This window comes from Yoonia maritima, from assembly GCF_002933395.1.
Lineage (GTDB): Bacteria > Pseudomonadota > Alphaproteobacteria > Rhodobacterales > Rhodobacteraceae > Yoonia > Yoonia maritima_A.
The window spans coordinates 729622-746282 of record NZ_PKFN01000008.1 but is presented as its reverse complement, the minus strand read 5'-3'; the positions used below and the strand labels follow the sequence as shown (position 1 = coordinate 746282).

General features: G+C 53.2%; 15 protein-coding genes. 12 read left to right on the top strand and 3 right to left on the bottom strand.

The features are described 5' to 3' along the window. Nucleotides 1–272 precede the first annotated feature (272 nt). The 11 genes from CYQ09_RS10270 to CYQ09_RS10220 all read left to right on the top strand — a co-directional run bounded on the left by CYQ09_RS10270 (nucleotide 273) and on the right by CYQ09_RS10220 (nucleotide 11480). Entirely contained in the window at nucleotides 273–1478 is a 1206-nt protein-coding gene (locus tag CYQ09_RS10270; RefSeq protein WP_106745276.1) for an aminopeptidase P family protein, read from the top strand. A 178-nt stretch (nucleotides 1479–1656) separates the two neighbouring features. After that, nucleotides 1657–3309, top strand: a complete 1653-nt coding sequence (locus CYQ09_RS10265) for a Hint domain-containing protein (RefSeq protein WP_106745275.1) — start codon at nucleotides 1657–1659, stop codon at nucleotides 3307–3309. A gap of 134 nt (nucleotides 3310–3443) precedes the next feature. After that, complete coding sequence (locus tag CYQ09_RS10260) at nucleotides 3444–4232, top strand: L,D-transpeptidase (protein WP_239495903.1); 789 nt, start codon at nucleotides 3444–3446, stop codon at nucleotides 4230–4232. A gap of 131 nt (nucleotides 4233–4363) precedes the next feature. Then, the gene (locus CYQ09_RS10255; protein ID WP_106745273.1) at nucleotides 4364–5443 is read left to right on the top strand and encodes a hypothetical protein; all 1080 of its coding nucleotides are present in this window, start codon (nucleotides 4364–4366) and stop codon (nucleotides 5441–5443) included. A gap of 3 nt (nucleotides 5444–5446) precedes the next feature. Continuing rightward, nucleotides 5447–5668 carry a hypothetical protein gene (locus CYQ09_RS10250; RefSeq protein ID WP_106745272.1) on the top strand — a complete coding sequence of 74 codons (222 nt, stop codon included), beginning with the start codon at nucleotides 5447–5449 and terminating at the stop codon, nucleotides 5666–5668. After that, nucleotides 5661–6776, top strand: coding sequence for a hypothetical protein (locus CYQ09_RS10245; protein ID WP_106745271.1), 1116 nt, complete (start codon nucleotides 5661–5663; stop codon nucleotides 6774–6776). Before CYQ09_RS10250 ends, CYQ09_RS10245 begins: the two co-directional genes overlap by 8 nt. 73 nt (nucleotides 6777–6849) lie before the next feature. Beyond that, on the top strand, nucleotides 6850–8790 hold the full coding sequence (locus CYQ09_RS10240) for an AAA family ATPase (RefSeq protein WP_106745270.1): 1941 nt from the start codon (nucleotides 6850–6852) through the stop codon (nucleotides 8788–8790). A 7-nt stretch (nucleotides 8791–8797) separates the two neighbouring features. Then, entirely contained in the window at nucleotides 8798–9142 is a 345-nt protein-coding gene (locus tag CYQ09_RS10235; RefSeq protein WP_106745269.1) for a hypothetical protein, read from the top strand. A gap of 22 nt (nucleotides 9143–9164) precedes the next feature. Then, complete coding sequence (locus CYQ09_RS10230; protein ID WP_106745268.1) at nucleotides 9165–10514, top strand: DUF6638 family protein; 1350 nt, start codon at nucleotides 9165–9167, stop codon at nucleotides 10512–10514. Then, complete coding sequence (locus tag CYQ09_RS10225; RefSeq protein WP_106745267.1) at nucleotides 10514–10789, top strand: hypothetical protein; 276 nt, start codon at nucleotides 10514–10516, stop codon at nucleotides 10787–10789. Before CYQ09_RS10230 ends, CYQ09_RS10225 begins: the two co-directional genes overlap by 1 nt. Before the next feature lie 10 nt (nucleotides 10790–10799). Beyond that, entirely contained in the window at nucleotides 10800–11480 is a 681-nt protein-coding gene (locus CYQ09_RS10220) for a DUF1523 family protein (protein ID WP_106745266.1), read from the top strand. A 57-nt stretch (nucleotides 11481–11537) separates the two neighbouring features. Here CYQ09_RS10220 and CYQ09_RS10215 read toward each other — a convergent pair whose 3' ends face one another. The 3 genes from CYQ09_RS10215 to CYQ09_RS10205 form a co-directional block, all read right to left on the bottom strand. Next, on the bottom strand, nucleotides 11538–13853 hold the full coding sequence (locus CYQ09_RS10215; RefSeq protein WP_106745265.1) for an aldehyde dehydrogenase family protein: 2316 nt from the start codon (nucleotides 13851–13853) through the stop codon (nucleotides 11538–11540). Nucleotides 13854–13857: 4 nt separating this feature from the next. Continuing rightward, the gene (gene deoC, locus CYQ09_RS10210; protein ID WP_106745264.1) at nucleotides 13858–14862 is read right to left on the bottom strand and encodes a deoxyribose-phosphate aldolase; all 1005 of its coding nucleotides are present in this window, start codon (nucleotides 14860–14862) and stop codon (nucleotides 13858–13860) included. Nucleotides 14863–14957: 95 nt separating this feature from the next. Further along, entirely contained in the window at nucleotides 14958–15794 is an 837-nt protein-coding gene (locus CYQ09_RS10205) for a helix-turn-helix transcriptional regulator (RefSeq protein WP_106745263.1), read from the bottom strand. Nucleotides 15795–15902: 108 nt separating this feature from the next. Here CYQ09_RS10205 and rpe point away from each other — a divergent pair, with 108 nt between their 5' ends. Next, complete coding sequence (gene rpe / locus CYQ09_RS10200; protein WP_106745262.1) at nucleotides 15903–16586, top strand: ribulose-phosphate 3-epimerase; 684 nt, start codon at nucleotides 15903–15905, stop codon at nucleotides 16584–16586. Nucleotides 16587–16661: the final 75 nt, after the last annotated feature.

The following is a 16661-nucleotide window of genomic DNA, read 5'->3' as shown; positions in this document are numbered from 1 at the left end:
GATGTTTCAATTGCTTCGTCATCGGCTTACGCTGTCAAGGCCGACATTCAGCTTACATGGTGTTTTGTGATGACAATGTTGATCGCCGCATTATGGGGTCGTTTCGGCGGCACTCTATACTGAGTAGGGCACGATGCTGCGTTTTTGGTTTAAGCACTGATCAATATTGATTTGGATGCGCCCGCAGCTTAGCATTTTAATCACAACGATGGCGTCGTTGTGATTCCATACATGATGTCCTGAACGCCGGGACCTTTTCACGAGGGTCTGACATGACTGCACGTCCGCAATTTTACCGTTTTCACCAAGGTGCCGAAGTCCTGCCATTTGCTGCTTCTGAATACGTAGCTCGGCTGGCTGGCCTGCGTCTTATTATGGCGCAACAGGGGATTGAGGCCGCTGTTTTCACGTCGATGCACAACATCGCCTACTATTCGGGGTTCTTGTACTGCGCTTTTGGGCGGCCATATGGGCTGGTTGTGACGCAGGCGGATTGCGTGACGATTAGCGCGGGGATTGATGCCGCGCAGCCTTGGCGGCGCTGTTATGGCGACAACATCACCTACACGGATTGGGAGCGCGACAATTACTGGCGTGCGATCGTGTCGGTGACGGGGCAGGGCCGGAGTGTCGGATATGAGGGTGATCACCTAACGATGCTTCAGCATGAAAAGCTAAAGGCATTCATGGCCCCTACTGCAATGACCGACATTGCCCCGGCGACAATGCTGCAAAGGATGCATAAATCGCAAGCAGAGCTGGACCTGATCCGCGCGGGTGCTGCGGTTGCTGATGTGGGCGGTTTTGCTATTCGTGATGCGATCAAACCCGGCACCCGCGAAATTGACGTCGCAATGGCGGGTCGTGACGCGATGGAGCTTGAGATCGCAAAGCGTTTCCCTGACGCTGAATACCGCGATACGTGGGTTTGGTTCCAATCGGGGATCAACACAGATGGCGCGCATAATCCAGTAACAAGCCGTGTGTTAGAGCAAGGCGATATTCTGTCCCTGAACACTTTTCCGATGATCAGCGGGTATTATACAGCGCTTGAGCGGACACTGTTCGTGGGCGAGGTTGATGATGCGAGCCTAGCTTTATGGGAAGCAAACGTTGCTGCACACGAATACGGCATGTCGCTGTTGGTGCCGGGTGCAAAGTGTTCTGACGTGACCTCCAAGATCAACGCCTTCTTTGAGGAACGTGATCTGCTGCAATACCGTACCTTTGGATATGGGCATTCGTTTGGCGTACTGTCGCATTACTACGGTCGTGAAGCAGGGTTGGAACTGCGTGAAGACATCGACACAATCCTTGAACCCGGCATGGTGATTTCGATGGAGCCCATGCTGACAATCGCCGAGGGGCAGCCCGGTGCAGGTGGTTACCGAGAGCATGACATTTTGTTTGTCACCGAAAATGGGAATGAGGATGTAACACATTATCCGTACGGCCCTGCACATAACGTGATTGGGTAAAAAGAGATTGCCTGCCGTTCAGACTGTTCGGTAGGCAGTTTTGTTATTTCCCGTTTGTCTAGGGTAAAATTGCATCAATCCTCCGCTTTGACGCGTAAACCATAGAGTTTAATGTCAAATCTAATTACGCTTTGCTAAGTACAGTTAGGCGGCGCCGTCTTTTGCGAGGATTGCCAGCATGGCAGATAACGATAGCACAAACCCTGCAACACAGGGTAATCAGACTATTTCTGGTTCGACTGATGCTGACCAGCTTACAGGCGGGTTGGGTAATGATGCTATTAGCGGTGGTGCTGGCGATGATATCCTTCGCGGTGATGGCCCGGTTGCGGGTGCGTGGCACTTTGAAACCTATGATCACAATTTTGGTTCAGGGTCTAACCAAGCCTTTGATATTGGCAGCGATGCGTCTGAACGTACAGCCTCTGGCTATGTGACAGATTTCGATGTTGAGGGCGTTACCAACACTGTGCGCGAGGTGGGTGGGGACCCGAATGATTTTGGGGTTATATACACCAATACGATTTCAGTCGTCTCTGGTGGCTCATATGCGTTTTCGACGAGCTCTGACGACGGATCAACGCTTCAGATATTTGACTCTGCTGGCAACCCGGTCATCTGGGATTCACAAAGTTCTCCTATCGGGGATAATAGCTATTTAAACAACGACTTTCACCAGCCAGATACGACGCGTAGTGGGGCGATCACGCTGAATGCTGGTGAAACATATACTGTTCAGATTCGTTATTGGGAAAACGGTGGTGGCAACGTATTAAGCGCGAGCGTCAATGGTCCTGATACAGGGGGCGCAACGCAGAATTTGTTGACGACACCAATGCTAAATGGTGCGCCTGACCCGGACTATTCAACGACCGGAATTGCCGCTGGTGTCGAAGGTGACGATATTCTCGATGGTGGTGCAGGAAACGATACCATCGATGGTGATGGCGGCGATGACAGGATTACCGGTGGCGCAGACAACGATACCTTAACCGGTGGTGATGGGAATGATACGTTCGTGTATAATGCGGGTGACGGCGACGACGTTATCACTGATTTCAACACAGGTACTGGTCAAGACATCAACGACGGTGATCAAACCAACAACGATTTCCTTGACCTATCAACATTTTACACGAACCTTGCCGAGGCACGTGCCGATCTAAATGATGATGGGGTGCTGAATAACGCGTCTTTGGGGGGCGGTTCGATCACCTTGACGGGTGTTGCAGCCGATGATCTGACCGCTGATAACGTAAACCTTGCATGTTTTGTACGAGGAAGCCGGATAACGACAACACGCGGTGAAGTCGCAGTCGAAGACCTGCAGGCGGGTGATATGGTTCATACCGTCGATAACGGGTTACAGCCCGTGTTGCATATTGTGTCGCGCAAGGTGCCGGCAACAGGTCGTTTTGCGCCGATTGTTATTTCAAAGGGTGCGCTAGGCAACGCGCGTGATCTTTTGGTGTCTCCTCAGCATCGGATGTTGATGATTGGTTGGCAGGCACAAGTGATGTTTGGTGAGGGGGAAGTTCTTGCCGCGGCTAAGCATTTGACCAACGGTGACACAATCTATCAAAGGTTTGGGCTCGCGGTAGAGTATTTTCACATCGTCTTTGAACGCCATGAAATTATTTATGCAGAGGGTATCCCCAGCGAGAGTTTCCTAGTGTCCGCGGAAAGCGTAAGCCAGCAAGAACAGCATACGTACGATGAACTGATAGCGTTGTTTCCAGAGCTTGCCACATCGCCCGAGCGTTTTAACAAATCGGCGCGGCGGACACTAAAGTCGCACGAGGCCTCTTTGTTGAGCCAGACAAAGCACTAGCTGGTTTCGTGCGGTGTTACGACAGTGCGTGATTGTCACGATTTGTAATGCATTCGCAGAAATCCGCTTGCTGGCTATTTTGCCTAGCCTAACTGCGGTGCTAAGACGGCAAAAGCGAAATATTGGGTGAGTGTATGCGATCTTTGACAATTCTAACGCGTCGATCTTTTGGGGCCATGATGCTGGCCAGCACAGCGGCGGCTTGTGCGCCACGCGTCACCGAAGAGGAACTGCCGCCGCCAGTAGAGTTTCTCGATGGGTATGGACCAATCGAGGATGCAGGGTATCGGTTGCCCGGAATTCCGTCAGAATATCTGCAAGGTGTAAACCGTCGCGTGTCCGGAATTTATAACGGAGAGCAGCGCGGAAATACGATCGATGTCGATCCATATGCCAAGTTTTTATATCATGTTCGCGAGGATGGTACGACCACACGCTACCCCGTTGGGGTTGGGCGCGCCGGAAAATCGATCCGCGGAAACGCGACGATCCGCATGAAACGGATGTGGCCCGGCTGGACGCCTACCGCGAATATGTTGCGGACTGAACCCGAAGTATACGGCGATTTGGCGGCTGGGATACCCGGCGGCTTGCGCAGTCCTCTGGGTGCACGTGCCCTTTATCTCTATCGTGGCTCACGCGATACGTACTACCGAATTCACGGAACTAACGACTTAGAATCAATTGGGAATTCGGGCTCTGCTGGCTGCATTCGGATGTTCAATCAGGACATCATCCACCTGTTTGATCAGGTTGATGTTCCAATGAAAGTCCATATCCGCACGCCCGAAGAATCGCTTCGGGTTGATCCCGAAAACTACGAACGCGGAATCGAACTTCCGCCGAAGATCATCGATGCCGAAGAACTGCTCGGGCCAGAAGCGGTGGCGATGGATCACCCACCAGTTTTCGACGACGCATAAGCGCTTTATTTTGGTCACAGGTCTTGTAAGAATTGCGCCTGACAAGGTGTGTTTTCGCATGCCGTGTATTTGAAAATAGACGCGGCAGTGCATATGTAACTGTTAATATACAATAAACGAGGGATTTTTAGATGGCCGATTTTCAGACCCAGATTCAGGAATCGCAACAACAGGTTGCCGCTGCGCAAAGCAAGATTTCAGAACTGACAAGCCGTATTGAAACGGCGCGGACAAAAATGGCCGAAGGCACTGACATCGCTGTCGATATCGAAAACGCCAGCCTTGATGAAGTGCACGCACATACTGACCTCATGAATGCAAACATCGCAGAGCTGATCATGGGCTTGGACGATGTGACATCCGCATTTTCCAAAGACTTTGATGACATGCGGTCAAAGACTGGCATGGAAACCTTTATCGGAATTTTCAGCAAGGCGAAGGCCGATAGCATGCGCCAAGAACGTATGCGCACGGCATCAATTGATGACAAATTGCAGGACTTGATCAGCAAATCTGACGTAATCATGAAACTGCTTGAAGGCCAGCTAGCGGTGCTGAATGAACAGAAAATCAGCGTCGAAAAGAACCTTGGCGGTACCTTGCAAGAACGCGAAGCGGTTGTTGGTGAATTGGAAGCAATCCGCGCTGACATCTTGGCCGTGGATCCACAGATCATCACGCTTGAAGGTAAAATTTCGGTTGAACAAGACGCTGCTGCCCGTACGAAACTGGAAACCGAATTGGCTGGGTTGAATGCCAGCTACAACGATATGGTCCAGCAAGAGCAAGTGAAACTAGCAAAATCCCAAACGCTAGAGCGCTATATCGAAAAGGGCAAAACCTGGATCGACAGTTTGCAGAACCAAGCGGCGACGCAGATGGTGCTGATCAACAAACTGCAAACAGACACGAAGCAGCGTGTTGTCCTGTACGACGCCCTTTCCAAGTCTTTGAAAACCGCACAACAGCAGGACGTCGCGCACAAGATCAACGAAATCGGTGTGAAAACCGACCAAGAGGCCCAAACCGCGATGGCCGCAATCGGTGCCGCGACTAACGCGCGCATGGCCGACATGATGGAAGCCCACGAAGACCACATGGTCTTTGCCCGCGAGATACTCGAGCAAAAGGCGAAAGCAGACGAGCGTTTTGTGCGCCGCTTCCAACAGATCGTCGAAAAGCACGACAGCAATCAGTATGGGACAGAGTAGGGCGTGAAGCGCCGGAATATTTTCTTGGTGTCGTTGCTTGGTGCTTTAGCCTTTACGGACGCGTTCCGCCCATTGCCGTTCGGCTGGTCGGGACTGCCAGAGGTGATTGAACGATTAATTGAGGCAAGCGTTATCGCTGCGCTTCTCGCCCTAGTCGGACCCAAAGGATACGAAAACCTAATGGATCAGCGTGTAGGCGGTTTGAGGAGTAAGAAGGATGACTAACCTTCAAGCCGACCACATGAAACTCGAAGATACCCGCGTGACGCGTCGGTATTTTGGCAAGTTCCAACGGATCACGGGCTATTTGACCAAGGTCGCCGCGACGATGGAGGCTGAGGGGCGTTTCTCTCGGCGTGATATTGAGGCGTTGGCGCAATACCTTGTTGGTTTGAATTGGACCTTCACGGCGCTGGCCCACAAATATCATTTCTCGGGGCGTTTCGCCCATGCCGGACAGTTGACCTTTGACCGGATAGAAAGCGGCTTTCCTGTCTATCAAGAATTGCTTGAGATGGCGAATGACGCGCTTCAGGCCAAACGCCACCTTGGGTCGATGCCAAGTACGGATGACTTGAAGGATCAAATGGTGCGGGTCATCCTAAGCGAACAGGAAATCCCGACGAAGCTGCAATATGCGCTGTCACAGCGGCTGTATTATGAAGAGCTTTTGCGCGGTGACCAGTTTTGGGCACGTAATGATCCGCAGGCGGTCTGGGTCGAAAACAAGGCCGACCGCCGTGTGTTTCAAGTTCACTGGGCCGTTTATGACAGCCAGATCAATCTGCCAACGATCTATATCATGGACGTCGAAGATACCGGACGCACTGGCCTGCCCAAAGATGAACGGCGCTGGCCAGAGGCCCAAGCGCATCTGATGGCGCAGTCGGTTGCAGGGTTGAAGCTCCTGACGATCGCAAAGGGCTTTGATGAAGATTTCGACGACCTGCATCCAACGCGCCTGCGCCGGTTCCACATCGGCCCCATGTATAGCAACGCCTTTACCCGCCAATCAGGACCGCTGCGCGAGGTTCTTGAGGCAGCGAATGCCCCTGTTGGTGAAGATTGGGCGCTGGTGTGGTCCGAAGAAGAGCTGGTCGCTGAACGTGTTGAGCACGTGAAGTCTGGCTGGTTCGGGTCGGTTGAACGACAGATTTTTGCGCGCGATGTGTTCGAGCAGGGCGGCGCGAATTTGGGCGCGACCCGGTTGGAACGTTCCCTCATTATGCCAGAGCGCCCCTATCAGGCATTGGCAGAACGGAACCCATCTGGTTTTGGCGATGTCCGCAAGTTTGTCGTCAGCGATAGCGGACGTGTGCTTAGCTATCGTTAGGGAGAACAAATTTAGCTAAATTTGTTGGCCTCCGGCGGGAGTATTTTGAACAAAGCGAGTTGAAAGAAGAGATATGAGCCAGACAAGCGATCAAATGGAAGTGCGTGAAGACGATATCCGCAAACACTATATGCCGGTGGCCGAGATGTTGATGCGGTTGGATCATAGCCCTCGTTTGGCTAAGGCGCGTTTGTCATTGGAAGCGCCCGAGAAGTCGCCGGATGTGGCAGCGACCCGCCGTCGGTTCCGTTCTACAACACCTGGATTGCTGTCGCGTACATCCGCGCCTGCTGGTGGTGTTCGCATGCTTGATCGTCTTGCGGAAACGGACGACGATGATCCGCTGACGTCACCTGCGCAGGCATCCGTGGCGCATGCGTTGCGCCGTGCGATGTCCATCGCTTTGGCCGTGGCAGAGGCTTACTCTGATCAGACGCCTTTGACCGAGTTGAAGCGCGTCAATCTTGAGGGGCGTTTGCCATCGGAAAGGTCCGTTAAGTTCGCAGAGTATCTGGCAGCTGAAAGTCTGATCACATTATATACATTTGCGAATGCCACGTCATTTTTGTTGGCGAGTCATGGGACGGAAACGAGCGTTGAAGTTGGACCTGTTGATGAGGTTTTGACCGATAATGCCCCGTTGGCATTGCATGGTGCGATTTGGGAACTTGATCAGAAGATAGGTCAATTTGCCAAGGATGAATCGACGCTGATCGCTACTCTGCTTGCTTATTGCGAGCAGCTAATGGATCGCGTGGCGCTGCGTGCAACCACGGCCCCGCATATGGCCGCGTTTAACAATTCAAGCTGGCATGTTGAAGCTGACGATTTCACGATTCAGGGCTTTACCCCAGCCCGCAAGGCCAAGGGTTCCGCCCTGTCCATGACCTTTAAGAAACCGAACGAGGTCGTTGGTAACCACATTGCCAAGTATCAGGCGATGAAGCTCGCCAAGATGGTGATGGCCTATGACTTTGATCGCAAACTGAACCCATTTGCTGAACTTGGTGGGTTTATCTTTACCTTTATGGGCGACGGTAAGCCGGGGACGGGTAAGACCACACTTATCCAAATGATGGCTGGCTTGGTGAACGATTACTGTCAGGTCGCGGGCTATCCGTTCCGCTATCAGAACCTTTCGACCGACAATATTGACAGCTACCAGGGTAAATCGGGCCAAAACGCCAAAGCATTTATCAACAACGTGCTTGATCCGCATGTGATTGGCTTTGGCACGATTGACGATATTGACCAGCTTGCGGGGAAACGCGGGGACCGTCAGTCATCTGCTGGCCAGCTAGAAATCACCGCCGTGCTGATGGAAAGCTTTGCGGGTGCAAATACAGTTGTGCGGGGGAACTGTACGTTCGGCATGTTCTCGAACTATCCCGAGAATGTCGATGATGCACTGCGTCAGCGTGCTGGCGCGCGATTCTTGGTCGATGGTCCGCAAACGCGCGAAGACTATATCGACATTCTTTACTTGCTGATGGGAAAAAACCACGAGATCCCAGTCGGTGCGCATGAAGTGTTCAGCGCGCAAGAGATCAAAAAGGCAGTCGCCGCATCGTTCGAGGGCCACGCACGACCCAAAGAGGTTGGCTTGCTGAACGTTTATGACCGTGTTTCGTCTGAAATTGGCACGCTTGATACGATTGCCAAAATGGGTACTTACCTGAAAGCCATTCAAGAGGCTGATCCGCGGTTCACAGGCCGTGCGATCAAGAACATCACCGACGCGGTGAAGGTTCGTGCGATGGACTTTGAACTGCCCGACGAATGGATGGAAAACCCTGACCTGTTCATGTTCAAAGACTACGACACCAAGAAGGCTATGATTTCGGACCTCCGCGTGCCGATCACGGTCGACATGGTCATCCAAGAAATCAACCGCTACGCAGACAGTGAATTCCGCTATGCAGATAAGTCCGACGAAGTCGCGATTGAAAACATGGTCCGCGATTTTGGTCGTCAGGAAGAAGCAAAGCGACGCTATTTAGACAGCAAGGGTTAACGGAAGGATGGGTGGCCTGATTTCGGATAGCTTGTTCATCCCGGCGCTAATGTTGGCCGGGCTTGCATTTGCTATGCCGCGCATGCTGGCTCGCGGATTGCCTGAAGGCGTAAAGCCGCTGCTGCTAAACGCCTTCTTGTCTACGATCTTCGTGTTCGTGATTTCAGCGACTTTCTTCGCCGGTCTCTACATATGGCAAGGGGTGGCATTCGCGGAAATGATGGTACCGGGCTGGTCTGCGAACATCGCATTCTTCGGGCGTCTCGGCCTAATCTCAGCAATTATTTGGGCGCCGATTATGTTATTGTCTTTGGCTGGCTTGCCCAAAAAATGGGTGAACGAAACATGGTAGAGTCATCCAACGGAGTTGCAAAATGCATCGACTAATCGAAAAAGGCCTGATGTTTGGCAACCTGATCCGGGTGGATAGTCCGGTATTGGTTGAGCGCTATAATCGCGCGCTTAAGCATCTTACCGGACGTAAAACGTCTCAAAATATGTTCCATATTGATATTTCTGGATTCAGCCCCGAAATCGGTGAAGAGTTCGGAGATGATCTCTATCTGAACCACGCGGGCGTGAACCGCCAGTTTATTTTGCTGACGACAGAGCAAGCGACCGCGCCGCTGTTGAATGCAAAGTTTTCGACTGCGCGTAGCATCCTCAAACAGTTTATCAACGAAAATAGATCAGAGTTGTTTGCCTTGACCGCGCGCGATGCCGTTGCGGGCGAATTGGTGAACTCTGTCTATTTGGTCGATAGTCCGGCGCGCCTTTTTGATATTCGCAAAGTCCGGATCGAGGCTGATACGACCAGCGGCACCGTGGCGATGGCTGACAAACTGGGCCAAATGATCGATCGGTTTAAGTCTGAACAAGATGCGTGGTTTGACGACGTGTTGATCGCGGATATGATTGGTATGGCAAAAAAGACGGGTGATGTGGTGCGCAACCCGGTCCGCCTAAAACAGATGGAATTCGATCAGGACAACTATTGGACCGACCTGTTTGGCGGCATGTACCTGTTTCGTGGTGTTGAACATCCAGCAGCGATTGTCGCGAGCGATAAGGACGACTTTGACGACTTGCCTATTCGGTTTACCTTTGACCTTAGGGATCGTTCAGCCATTGCCAAGTTCCTAAGCATTAACGATCTGGTTGAACCCATAATCGACGCACGTGGTGTCGATGCTGCCGCGATTTTGCATCAAAAGATGGATTTCATCGTGATGGAGGTCGCCGCCGCGATGGATGAAAACCTTGCCGGTGCGACCCGTCGCGACCTGCGCCGTTTAGGGCGGCAATATGCAAAGAAACTACCAGAGGCGTGGCAGGGGCTTGCCGCGTTGTTGCGCTGGGCCGAAGAAGACGGGCCGTGGCCCAAGATCACGTCAGAACACCCGGCGTATTTCTATACGCTGCGTGCTAAGCCGCACGCGGATGCAGATTTAGTAAACATGCTGTTGGCTGAACTCACGCCGCTTGATATCAGGCAGCTGTTCATCTGCCACAAAGAGGTGTTTTATCGCGCCTACGCCACATGGCCGGATGAAAAACGGGCTTATGTCGTTGATTTCCTTGATCGTGAGTATCAGGTAGATAAGGCTGGAACCCGACAAGCGCTATATGGTCTCGAGGCCCCGATGGAGGAGCCAAGGCCACGGGCGCAACCTGATTTGATCACCCGCGTTGGCCCGTGGGGCGCTCTGGGGAGGAGAAGCTGATGGGATTTATTCGACTAATCGTGTTCGGCTTTGTCGGGCTAAGTGTGCTGTATCTGATGGTCTCGGTCTATTCGCGGTCGGTCAGACGTGAACGGCTAGAGAAAGAATTTGATGCCGATCACCTAGATAATGTTGATCAAGACGCCCGTGATGCCTATGTGGCTGAGGGAATCGCGTCTTATAACCGTTCGATCCGACCCAAATTGATCGGGCTGGTCTATGTCGTTCCTACCATCGCCATCGGCGCTATTATCTATATGATTAACGAGAACTAAAGGAATTTCCATGCACCGCATTAAGATCGCTTTTCGGGTTCTTGTATTCATGTTTGGCTGGGTCATCTTGCATTATGCTCTGCCGCAGCACGACATCGTGCGTGTTGTGAACACCTACCAAGAACGCCAAGATCTGAACGATTGGACCCGTATTTTCTGGGCGCGCCCGGATGACCAATCTGCCACGATTATCAATCGGGATGTTCAGTTTATCCAAACAGTGAAAAAGAAAACTTTCCTGTTGGGTTTTGTGCAGCGCGAAACAACCGAAGTCATGGTGTATCGTAACGAAGATACTGGTTGGTCGTGGCCGTTCTACTTTAAGTTCGACACCGCTTCGTTGCAAACGGAGGCTGACGATTTACGGTCCACCCCCGAGCAACCTAAATGGGCTGTGGTGACCCATTACGGTTGGCGGAACGAATATTTTTCGGCCTTTCCGAACGCGATTGCGATCCGCCCAGTGGAAGGGCCTAACGTGACGATTATACCTTGGTTCAATATTGCGTTTTTTGTCTTCTTGATGGTTGGCATTGTCTTTATTCGTGCGATGTGGCGTCAGTTTCGTGAACGCACTGTTGATCCCTTGATGGATAGCGCGGGGCATCGCGTAGACGAAGTGCAGGCGGATATGGCCGAAAGAAAAGGCCGCGTCTCGCAATGGCTCGGTACTTGGCGGTCAAAGAAGTAAAACAAAAGGCCCCGAAGAATCGGGGCCTTTTTTGTATGATGAGTTGGCGAAGGTTCGTTACTCGCCGTAAGGAATCCAGATATTTTTCACCTCGGTCGCGGCATAGAGGTAATCCTTAGCCGTCGGTGCCAAGTCATGTCCGTTGTTGACCCATGTACGCTTGAGGTTCCCCGCACTGGCCTTTTCCACCACTCCGCTGACATCGCTGCTTGAGAATGACCAAACCGCGTCCAAATCCATGTGGCTAGCGAGTGTCGGCGCCAGTTCTGCGTGGTCGCCGGTGATGATGTTTACGACGCCTGCAGGCATGTCAGATGTTTCTAGCACTTGGTAGAAATCAGTCGCCACCAGCGGGAATGCCGCGCTTGGGATAAGGACCGTACGGTTGCCCATCGCGATTGCGGGGGCCATTGCGCTGATCAATCCTGATAGCGGAGTATCGTCACACAGAACGCCGATGTTGCCGACGGGTTCTTTCATCGCCAAGGCAACGCCGCGGATCGGTACACCGTGCGCCTGCCCATCGTATTTGTCGGCCCATGCGGCATAGGTAAACAGCGTTTGGATCGCTGTTTCGACCTCTGCCGAGCCGGATTTTCCACCGACTAGGGCGTCAATCCTTGCGGCAAATTCAGCATCCCGTGCCGACAGATTTTCTGCGATGTAATACAGGATTTGCGCACGTAGGTGGCCAGTTGTCTTGGACCAGCCTTTGGCTGCGTTACATGCCTCGACCGCGTTGCGGATGTCTTTGCGATTGCCAATGCCACTATGGCCCAGCAGCTTGCCTTTGGCGCTGTAGACGGGGTTTGAATAGCCACCGTCGGGGCGCGCTTGTTTGCCGCCGATATACAGCTTTGCAGTACGGTCGAGAGGGTCCGCAGGCTGACCGTCAGTCGCTGAAAATGCTTTGGCTGGCTTGATTGGCTTCGCTGATGCCTTTGGCTTGGTGTAACCTGTCAGACCTTCCCAGCCGCCTTCACTGCCAAAGCCGCTTTCGCGTACGCCACCAAAGCCAGCAGCGGCATCCATCATGTTGGTGCCGTTGATCCAGACAATGCCTGCAACCAGCTTGGGCGCGATATCGAGCGCAAGGTTGATGTTTTCTGACCAGACAGACGCAGCAAGCCCGTATCGCGTGTTGTTCGCGATCTCAATCGCCTCGGATGGTGTACGAAATGTTGTCGCGGCCAGAACTGGTCCAAAGATCTCTTCCTGCATCAGTGTCGATGCGGACGACAGGCCAGTGATCAGTGTTGGCGGATAGAAACAGCCTTCGGGCGCTGCAACCTGATAGGTTTCGCCTTCTGTATTGGCGCTGACCATCTTGGTGATCTGGTCCAGCTGAACCGGGTCCACGATGGCGCCAACGTCGATGCATTTGTCGAGCGGGTTACCAATGCGCAGCCCGTCAATGCGGGATTTCAATTTGGCGTAGAACCGATCAGCGATGCCTTCTTGGACCAGTAGACGTGATCCGGCGCAGCAGACTTGGCCCTGATTGAACCAGATCGCGTCAACCAACCCTTCGACCGCGCTGTCGATGTCGGCATCGTCGAATACGATGTAGGGGGATTTGCCGCCAAGTTCGAGCGATAGCGCCTTGCCTGATCCGGCAGTGGCTTCGCGAATTTTGCGGCCAACTTCGGTGGATCCAGTGAATGCGATTTTATCGACATCAGCGTTGACCAGTGCCGCGCCAGTTTCGCCGTCGCCAGTCACAATGTTCACGACGCCCGGCGGTACGCCTGCCTCTGTACAGATTTCGGCAAAGACCATCGCGGTCAGTGATGTGTATTCTGCTGGTTTCAGAACGACCGTGTTACCCATCGCCAGCGCAGGCGCGATCTTCCATGCAAGCATCAGCAGCGGAAAGTTCCATGGGATGATCTGACCGCAAACACCCAATGCCTCGCGGTCGGGCAGCTCTTCGTCCATCAACTGGGCAAAGCCCGCGTGGTGGTAAAAATGGCGGATCGCCAGAGGCACATCAATGTCGCGGCTTTCGCGGATCGGTTTGCCGTTATCCAGTGTTTCCATCACGGCCAAAAGGCGGCTGTGTTTCTGCAAAAGACGCGCGATTGCATAAAGGACACGTGCACGTTTATGGCCCGACTTGGCCCAAGCAGGTTGCGCCTTGCGGGCGGCTTTGACAGCGGCTTCGACCTCGGCTGCAGTGCCTTTGGTTACGCCTGCCAGTTTTTCGCCGGTGGCTGGGTTGTTTGATGGGAAATCATCGCGCAAAGCGCCCCATTCGCCGTTGATGAAATGGCCCGCGATGCCGCCACGATCGGCGATCCACTGCAGTGCCTCTTTGCTACTTTCAGGGGCAGGGCCGTATTCCATGGTGTCGAAGATTTCTTTGATGGTCATGATCTTATCCGATCGCGTGACGCCAGGATGCCGAATAGGCGCCTGTGACGTGATGTTCGAGTTGCCGTTCAATGTCGCCCAATAGACTGGATGCACCAAAGCGGAACAGGTCGGGTTGTAGCCAGCGGTCGCCGAGTTCGTCTTTGATCATGGATAGATAGACCAGCGCGTCTTTGGCTTTGGAAATGCCGCCTGCGGGTTTGTAGCCAACCTTGATCCCCGTACGTTCCTGATAGTCGCGGATCGCGCGGATCATGGTTAGCGTGACCGGCAGGGTAGCGTTGACGGGTTCTTTACCAGTGGACGTTTTTATGAAATCTGCCCCGGCCATCATACAGACCAGCGACGCACGCGCGACGTTGCGCAAGGTGCCCAGTTCGCCAGTTGCAAGGATCGCCTTAACATGGGCGTCGCCGCAGGCCGCGCGCATTTCTTTCATTTCATCATAAAGTGCCTGCCAATTGCCGGTCAGCACGTGGCGGCGCGAAATGACGATGTCGATTTCTTCGGCACCCGCTTTGACGCTTTCGCCGATTTCGGCGATGCGCAGGTGGAACGGCGAAAGGCCCGCAGGAAAACCAGTGGAGACAGCCGCGACGGGAATGCCCGACCCTTGCAACGCATCCACGGCAGTTTCGACCATGTCGTGATAAACACAGACTGCACCTGTGGTCAGCCCGGTCATGCCAAGATTTTCAAGGATGTCTGCCCGAACAGGTTGGCGCGCCTTGGCGCATAGGCGTCGCACGCGCCCTTCGCTGTCGTCGCCCGACAGGGTCGTCAGATCGATCAGACTGATCGCTTTGCATAGCCAAGCGGCTTGGTAATCTTTTTTGACTGACCGCCGACTAGGCAGAGTTGCTGCGCGTCGTTCGATGGCCGATGTATTTGCTTGGACAGCCATCACCCAATCAAGGTCAAGTGGCATGCCGTCGTTACGCTGTTCTTGCACCTGCGGAAGCTGGTGCAAAGTGGTGGAGTGAGTAGTTTGCAAGGGGGCCTCCTGCATTGCCGGATCAGACTGGCAGTTTGGTCGATGAATGGCAAGTTTTGATCAATTGATCAAAACTGTTTTTTGAGTATTTGACGCAAGGTGATGGTTGGCTAGCCTTGAGGTTGGACGAGTTCGCGCTGGTATTTGTGCCGATATTGGAGCGGCGTTAGTTCATATGCGTTTCGGAACAGTTTGTGAAAATGTGACATGTTCGGAATGCCGACATCCCGCGCTATTTCGCTGATTGGGTCGCTGTCCGTGATCAACACGCGTGCAGCGTGGGTCATACGCAAGTCGTTGATGAAATCTGACGGTGTTTGGCCATAATATTTACGCATACTGCGCGAGACATGCGGATGTGCTTTGCCCGTTATCGCGACAAGACCAGCAGCCCCTTCCCGAAACACCGCGGGGTCTTTGGCTGTCTGGCAAGCCTTCGCCAGCCATGCAGGTGCGTCTTTTGGTTGAATATTACCCGTTAAGTCGGCGCAAAGCGGTAGCAAGAAAGCCTCTGCGTGCAGCGCAGTGCACGCGCTGCGTTCCAAAAGGACAGCGGCGTGGTTTAGTGTAGCCAATTGGCGAATATCGCGTTGGTGTTGTGCGATTTTGGCGTCGGACCAGAAAAGGTGACCCTGCAGGTCTGGATGGCGTTTTCCAAGATTAGCAATCGTATCAGGGTGGATGCAGAGCGATACAATAAGCGCATGTTCGCCGCGACCTTGTAGCGCATGATGCTGACCGGGCTGTAAGAAACCGACAGTGCCTTCGTCCAGCGTGTCGGTGCGGTCGGGCAGGTGATGTCTGACCTGACCGTTTTGAACCCAAAACAGTTCGAAAAAGTCATGCGTGTGCAGGGCTTTCGGGCGCTGAGGCGCCAAAGTCGCGCGCGTAAGGTGAATTTGCGCGCGGTTTTGCAGAATGTCTTTGTGATACAAAGTCTGGACCATGCCGCAAATTAACACAGCCTTTGCTGCATTGCAGCATATATCTTCGTTGCGTGACAATTGGCCCGACTAGGACTATCTGCTGTGCAAATCTAACTATGAGGTGCGCCCATGTCCTTTGATCGTTCTTTGAAGATCGCCCCGTCGATTTTGTCTGCTGATTTCGCCAACTTCGGCAAAGAGTGCGAGGCGATTGAGGCGCAGGGTGCTGATTGGGTGCATGTTGACGTCATGGATGGGCATTTCGTGCCAAACATCACTTTCGGTCCGGCAACCTGTGCTGCGATCCGCCCGCATATCAAAGGTGTTATGGACGTGCATTTGATGATTGCCCCGGTCGATCCATATATCGAAGCCTTTGCAAAAGCGGGCGCTGATGTGATCACCGCCCATGTCGAGGCTGGCCCACATATCCACCGCACATTGCAGGCGATCCGTGCAGCGGGTGCCAAGGCAGGTGTTGCGCTGAACCCCGGTACGCCAGCAAGCGCGGTCGAATATCTGTTGGATATGGTTGATCTTGTTTGTGTGATGACAGTGAACCCCGGATTTGGGGGGCAAAAATTCATCCATAGCCAAGTCGAAAAGGTGCGCCAGCTGCGCCAGATGATTGGTGAACGCCCGATCCATATCGAAATTGATGGTGGCGTTGATCCGACGACAGCGCCTTTGGTTGTCGAGGCAGGTGCCGATGTGTTGGTCGCAGGTTCTGCCGTGTTCCGTGGCGGGAGCGTCACTGATCCGACCCCATATGGCGACAATATGCGCGCCATTCGGTCTGCCTGTTCTAGCTAATCGTAAATCTACGCAAAATCTGCACAATTCACAGGGATAGTGTGCACCATGCTTTTTTAAGTCTGCTTGAGAGCA

Excerpts from the sequence above, each read along its gene's own strand:
- CYQ09_RS10265 (WP_106745275.1), top strand. The coding sequence starts at position 1,657 with ATGGCAGATAACGATAGCACAAACCCTGCAACACAGGGTAATCAGACT.
- CYQ09_RS10205 (WP_106745263.1), bottom strand. The coding sequence starts at position 15,794 with ATGGTCCAGACTTTGTATCACAAAGACATTCTGCAAAACCGCGCGCAA.
- CYQ09_RS10255 (WP_106745273.1), top strand. The coding sequence starts at position 4,364 with ATGGCCGATTTTCAGACCCAGATTCAGGAATCGCAACAACAGGTTGCC.
- deoC (WP_106745264.1), bottom strand. The coding sequence starts at position 14,862 with ATGCAGGAGGCCCCCTTGCAAACTACTCACTCCACCACTTTGCACCAG.
- CYQ09_RS10225 (WP_106745267.1), top strand. The coding sequence starts at position 10,514 with ATGGGATTTATTCGACTAATCGTGTTCGGCTTTGTCGGGCTAAGTGTG.
- CYQ09_RS10270 (WP_106745276.1), top strand. The coding sequence starts at position 273 with ATGACTGCACGTCCGCAATTTTACCGTTTTCACCAAGGTGCCGAAGTC.
- CYQ09_RS10235 (WP_106745269.1), top strand. The coding sequence starts at position 8,798 with ATGGGTGGCCTGATTTCGGATAGCTTGTTCATCCCGGCGCTAATGTTG.
- CYQ09_RS10245 (WP_106745271.1), top strand. The coding sequence starts at position 5,661 with ATGACTAACCTTCAAGCCGACCACATGAAACTCGAAGATACCCGCGTG.
- CYQ09_RS10220 (WP_106745266.1), top strand. The coding sequence starts at position 10,800 with ATGCACCGCATTAAGATCGCTTTTCGGGTTCTTGTATTCATGTTTGGC.
- CYQ09_RS10260 (WP_239495903.1), top strand. The coding sequence starts at position 3,444 with ATGCGATCTTTGACAATTCTAACGCGTCGATCTTTTGGGGCCATGATG.
- CYQ09_RS10215 (WP_106745265.1), bottom strand. The coding sequence starts at position 13,853 with ATGACCATCAAAGAAATCTTCGACACCATGGAATACGGCCCTGCCCCT.
- CYQ09_RS10240 (WP_106745270.1), top strand. The coding sequence starts at position 6,850 with ATGAGCCAGACAAGCGATCAAATGGAAGTGCGTGAAGACGATATCCGC.
- rpe (WP_106745262.1), top strand. The coding sequence starts at position 15,903 with ATGTCCTTTGATCGTTCTTTGAAGATCGCCCCGTCGATTTTGTCTGCT.
- CYQ09_RS10230 (WP_106745268.1), top strand. The coding sequence starts at position 9,165 with ATGCATCGACTAATCGAAAAAGGCCTGATGTTTGGCAACCTGATCCGG.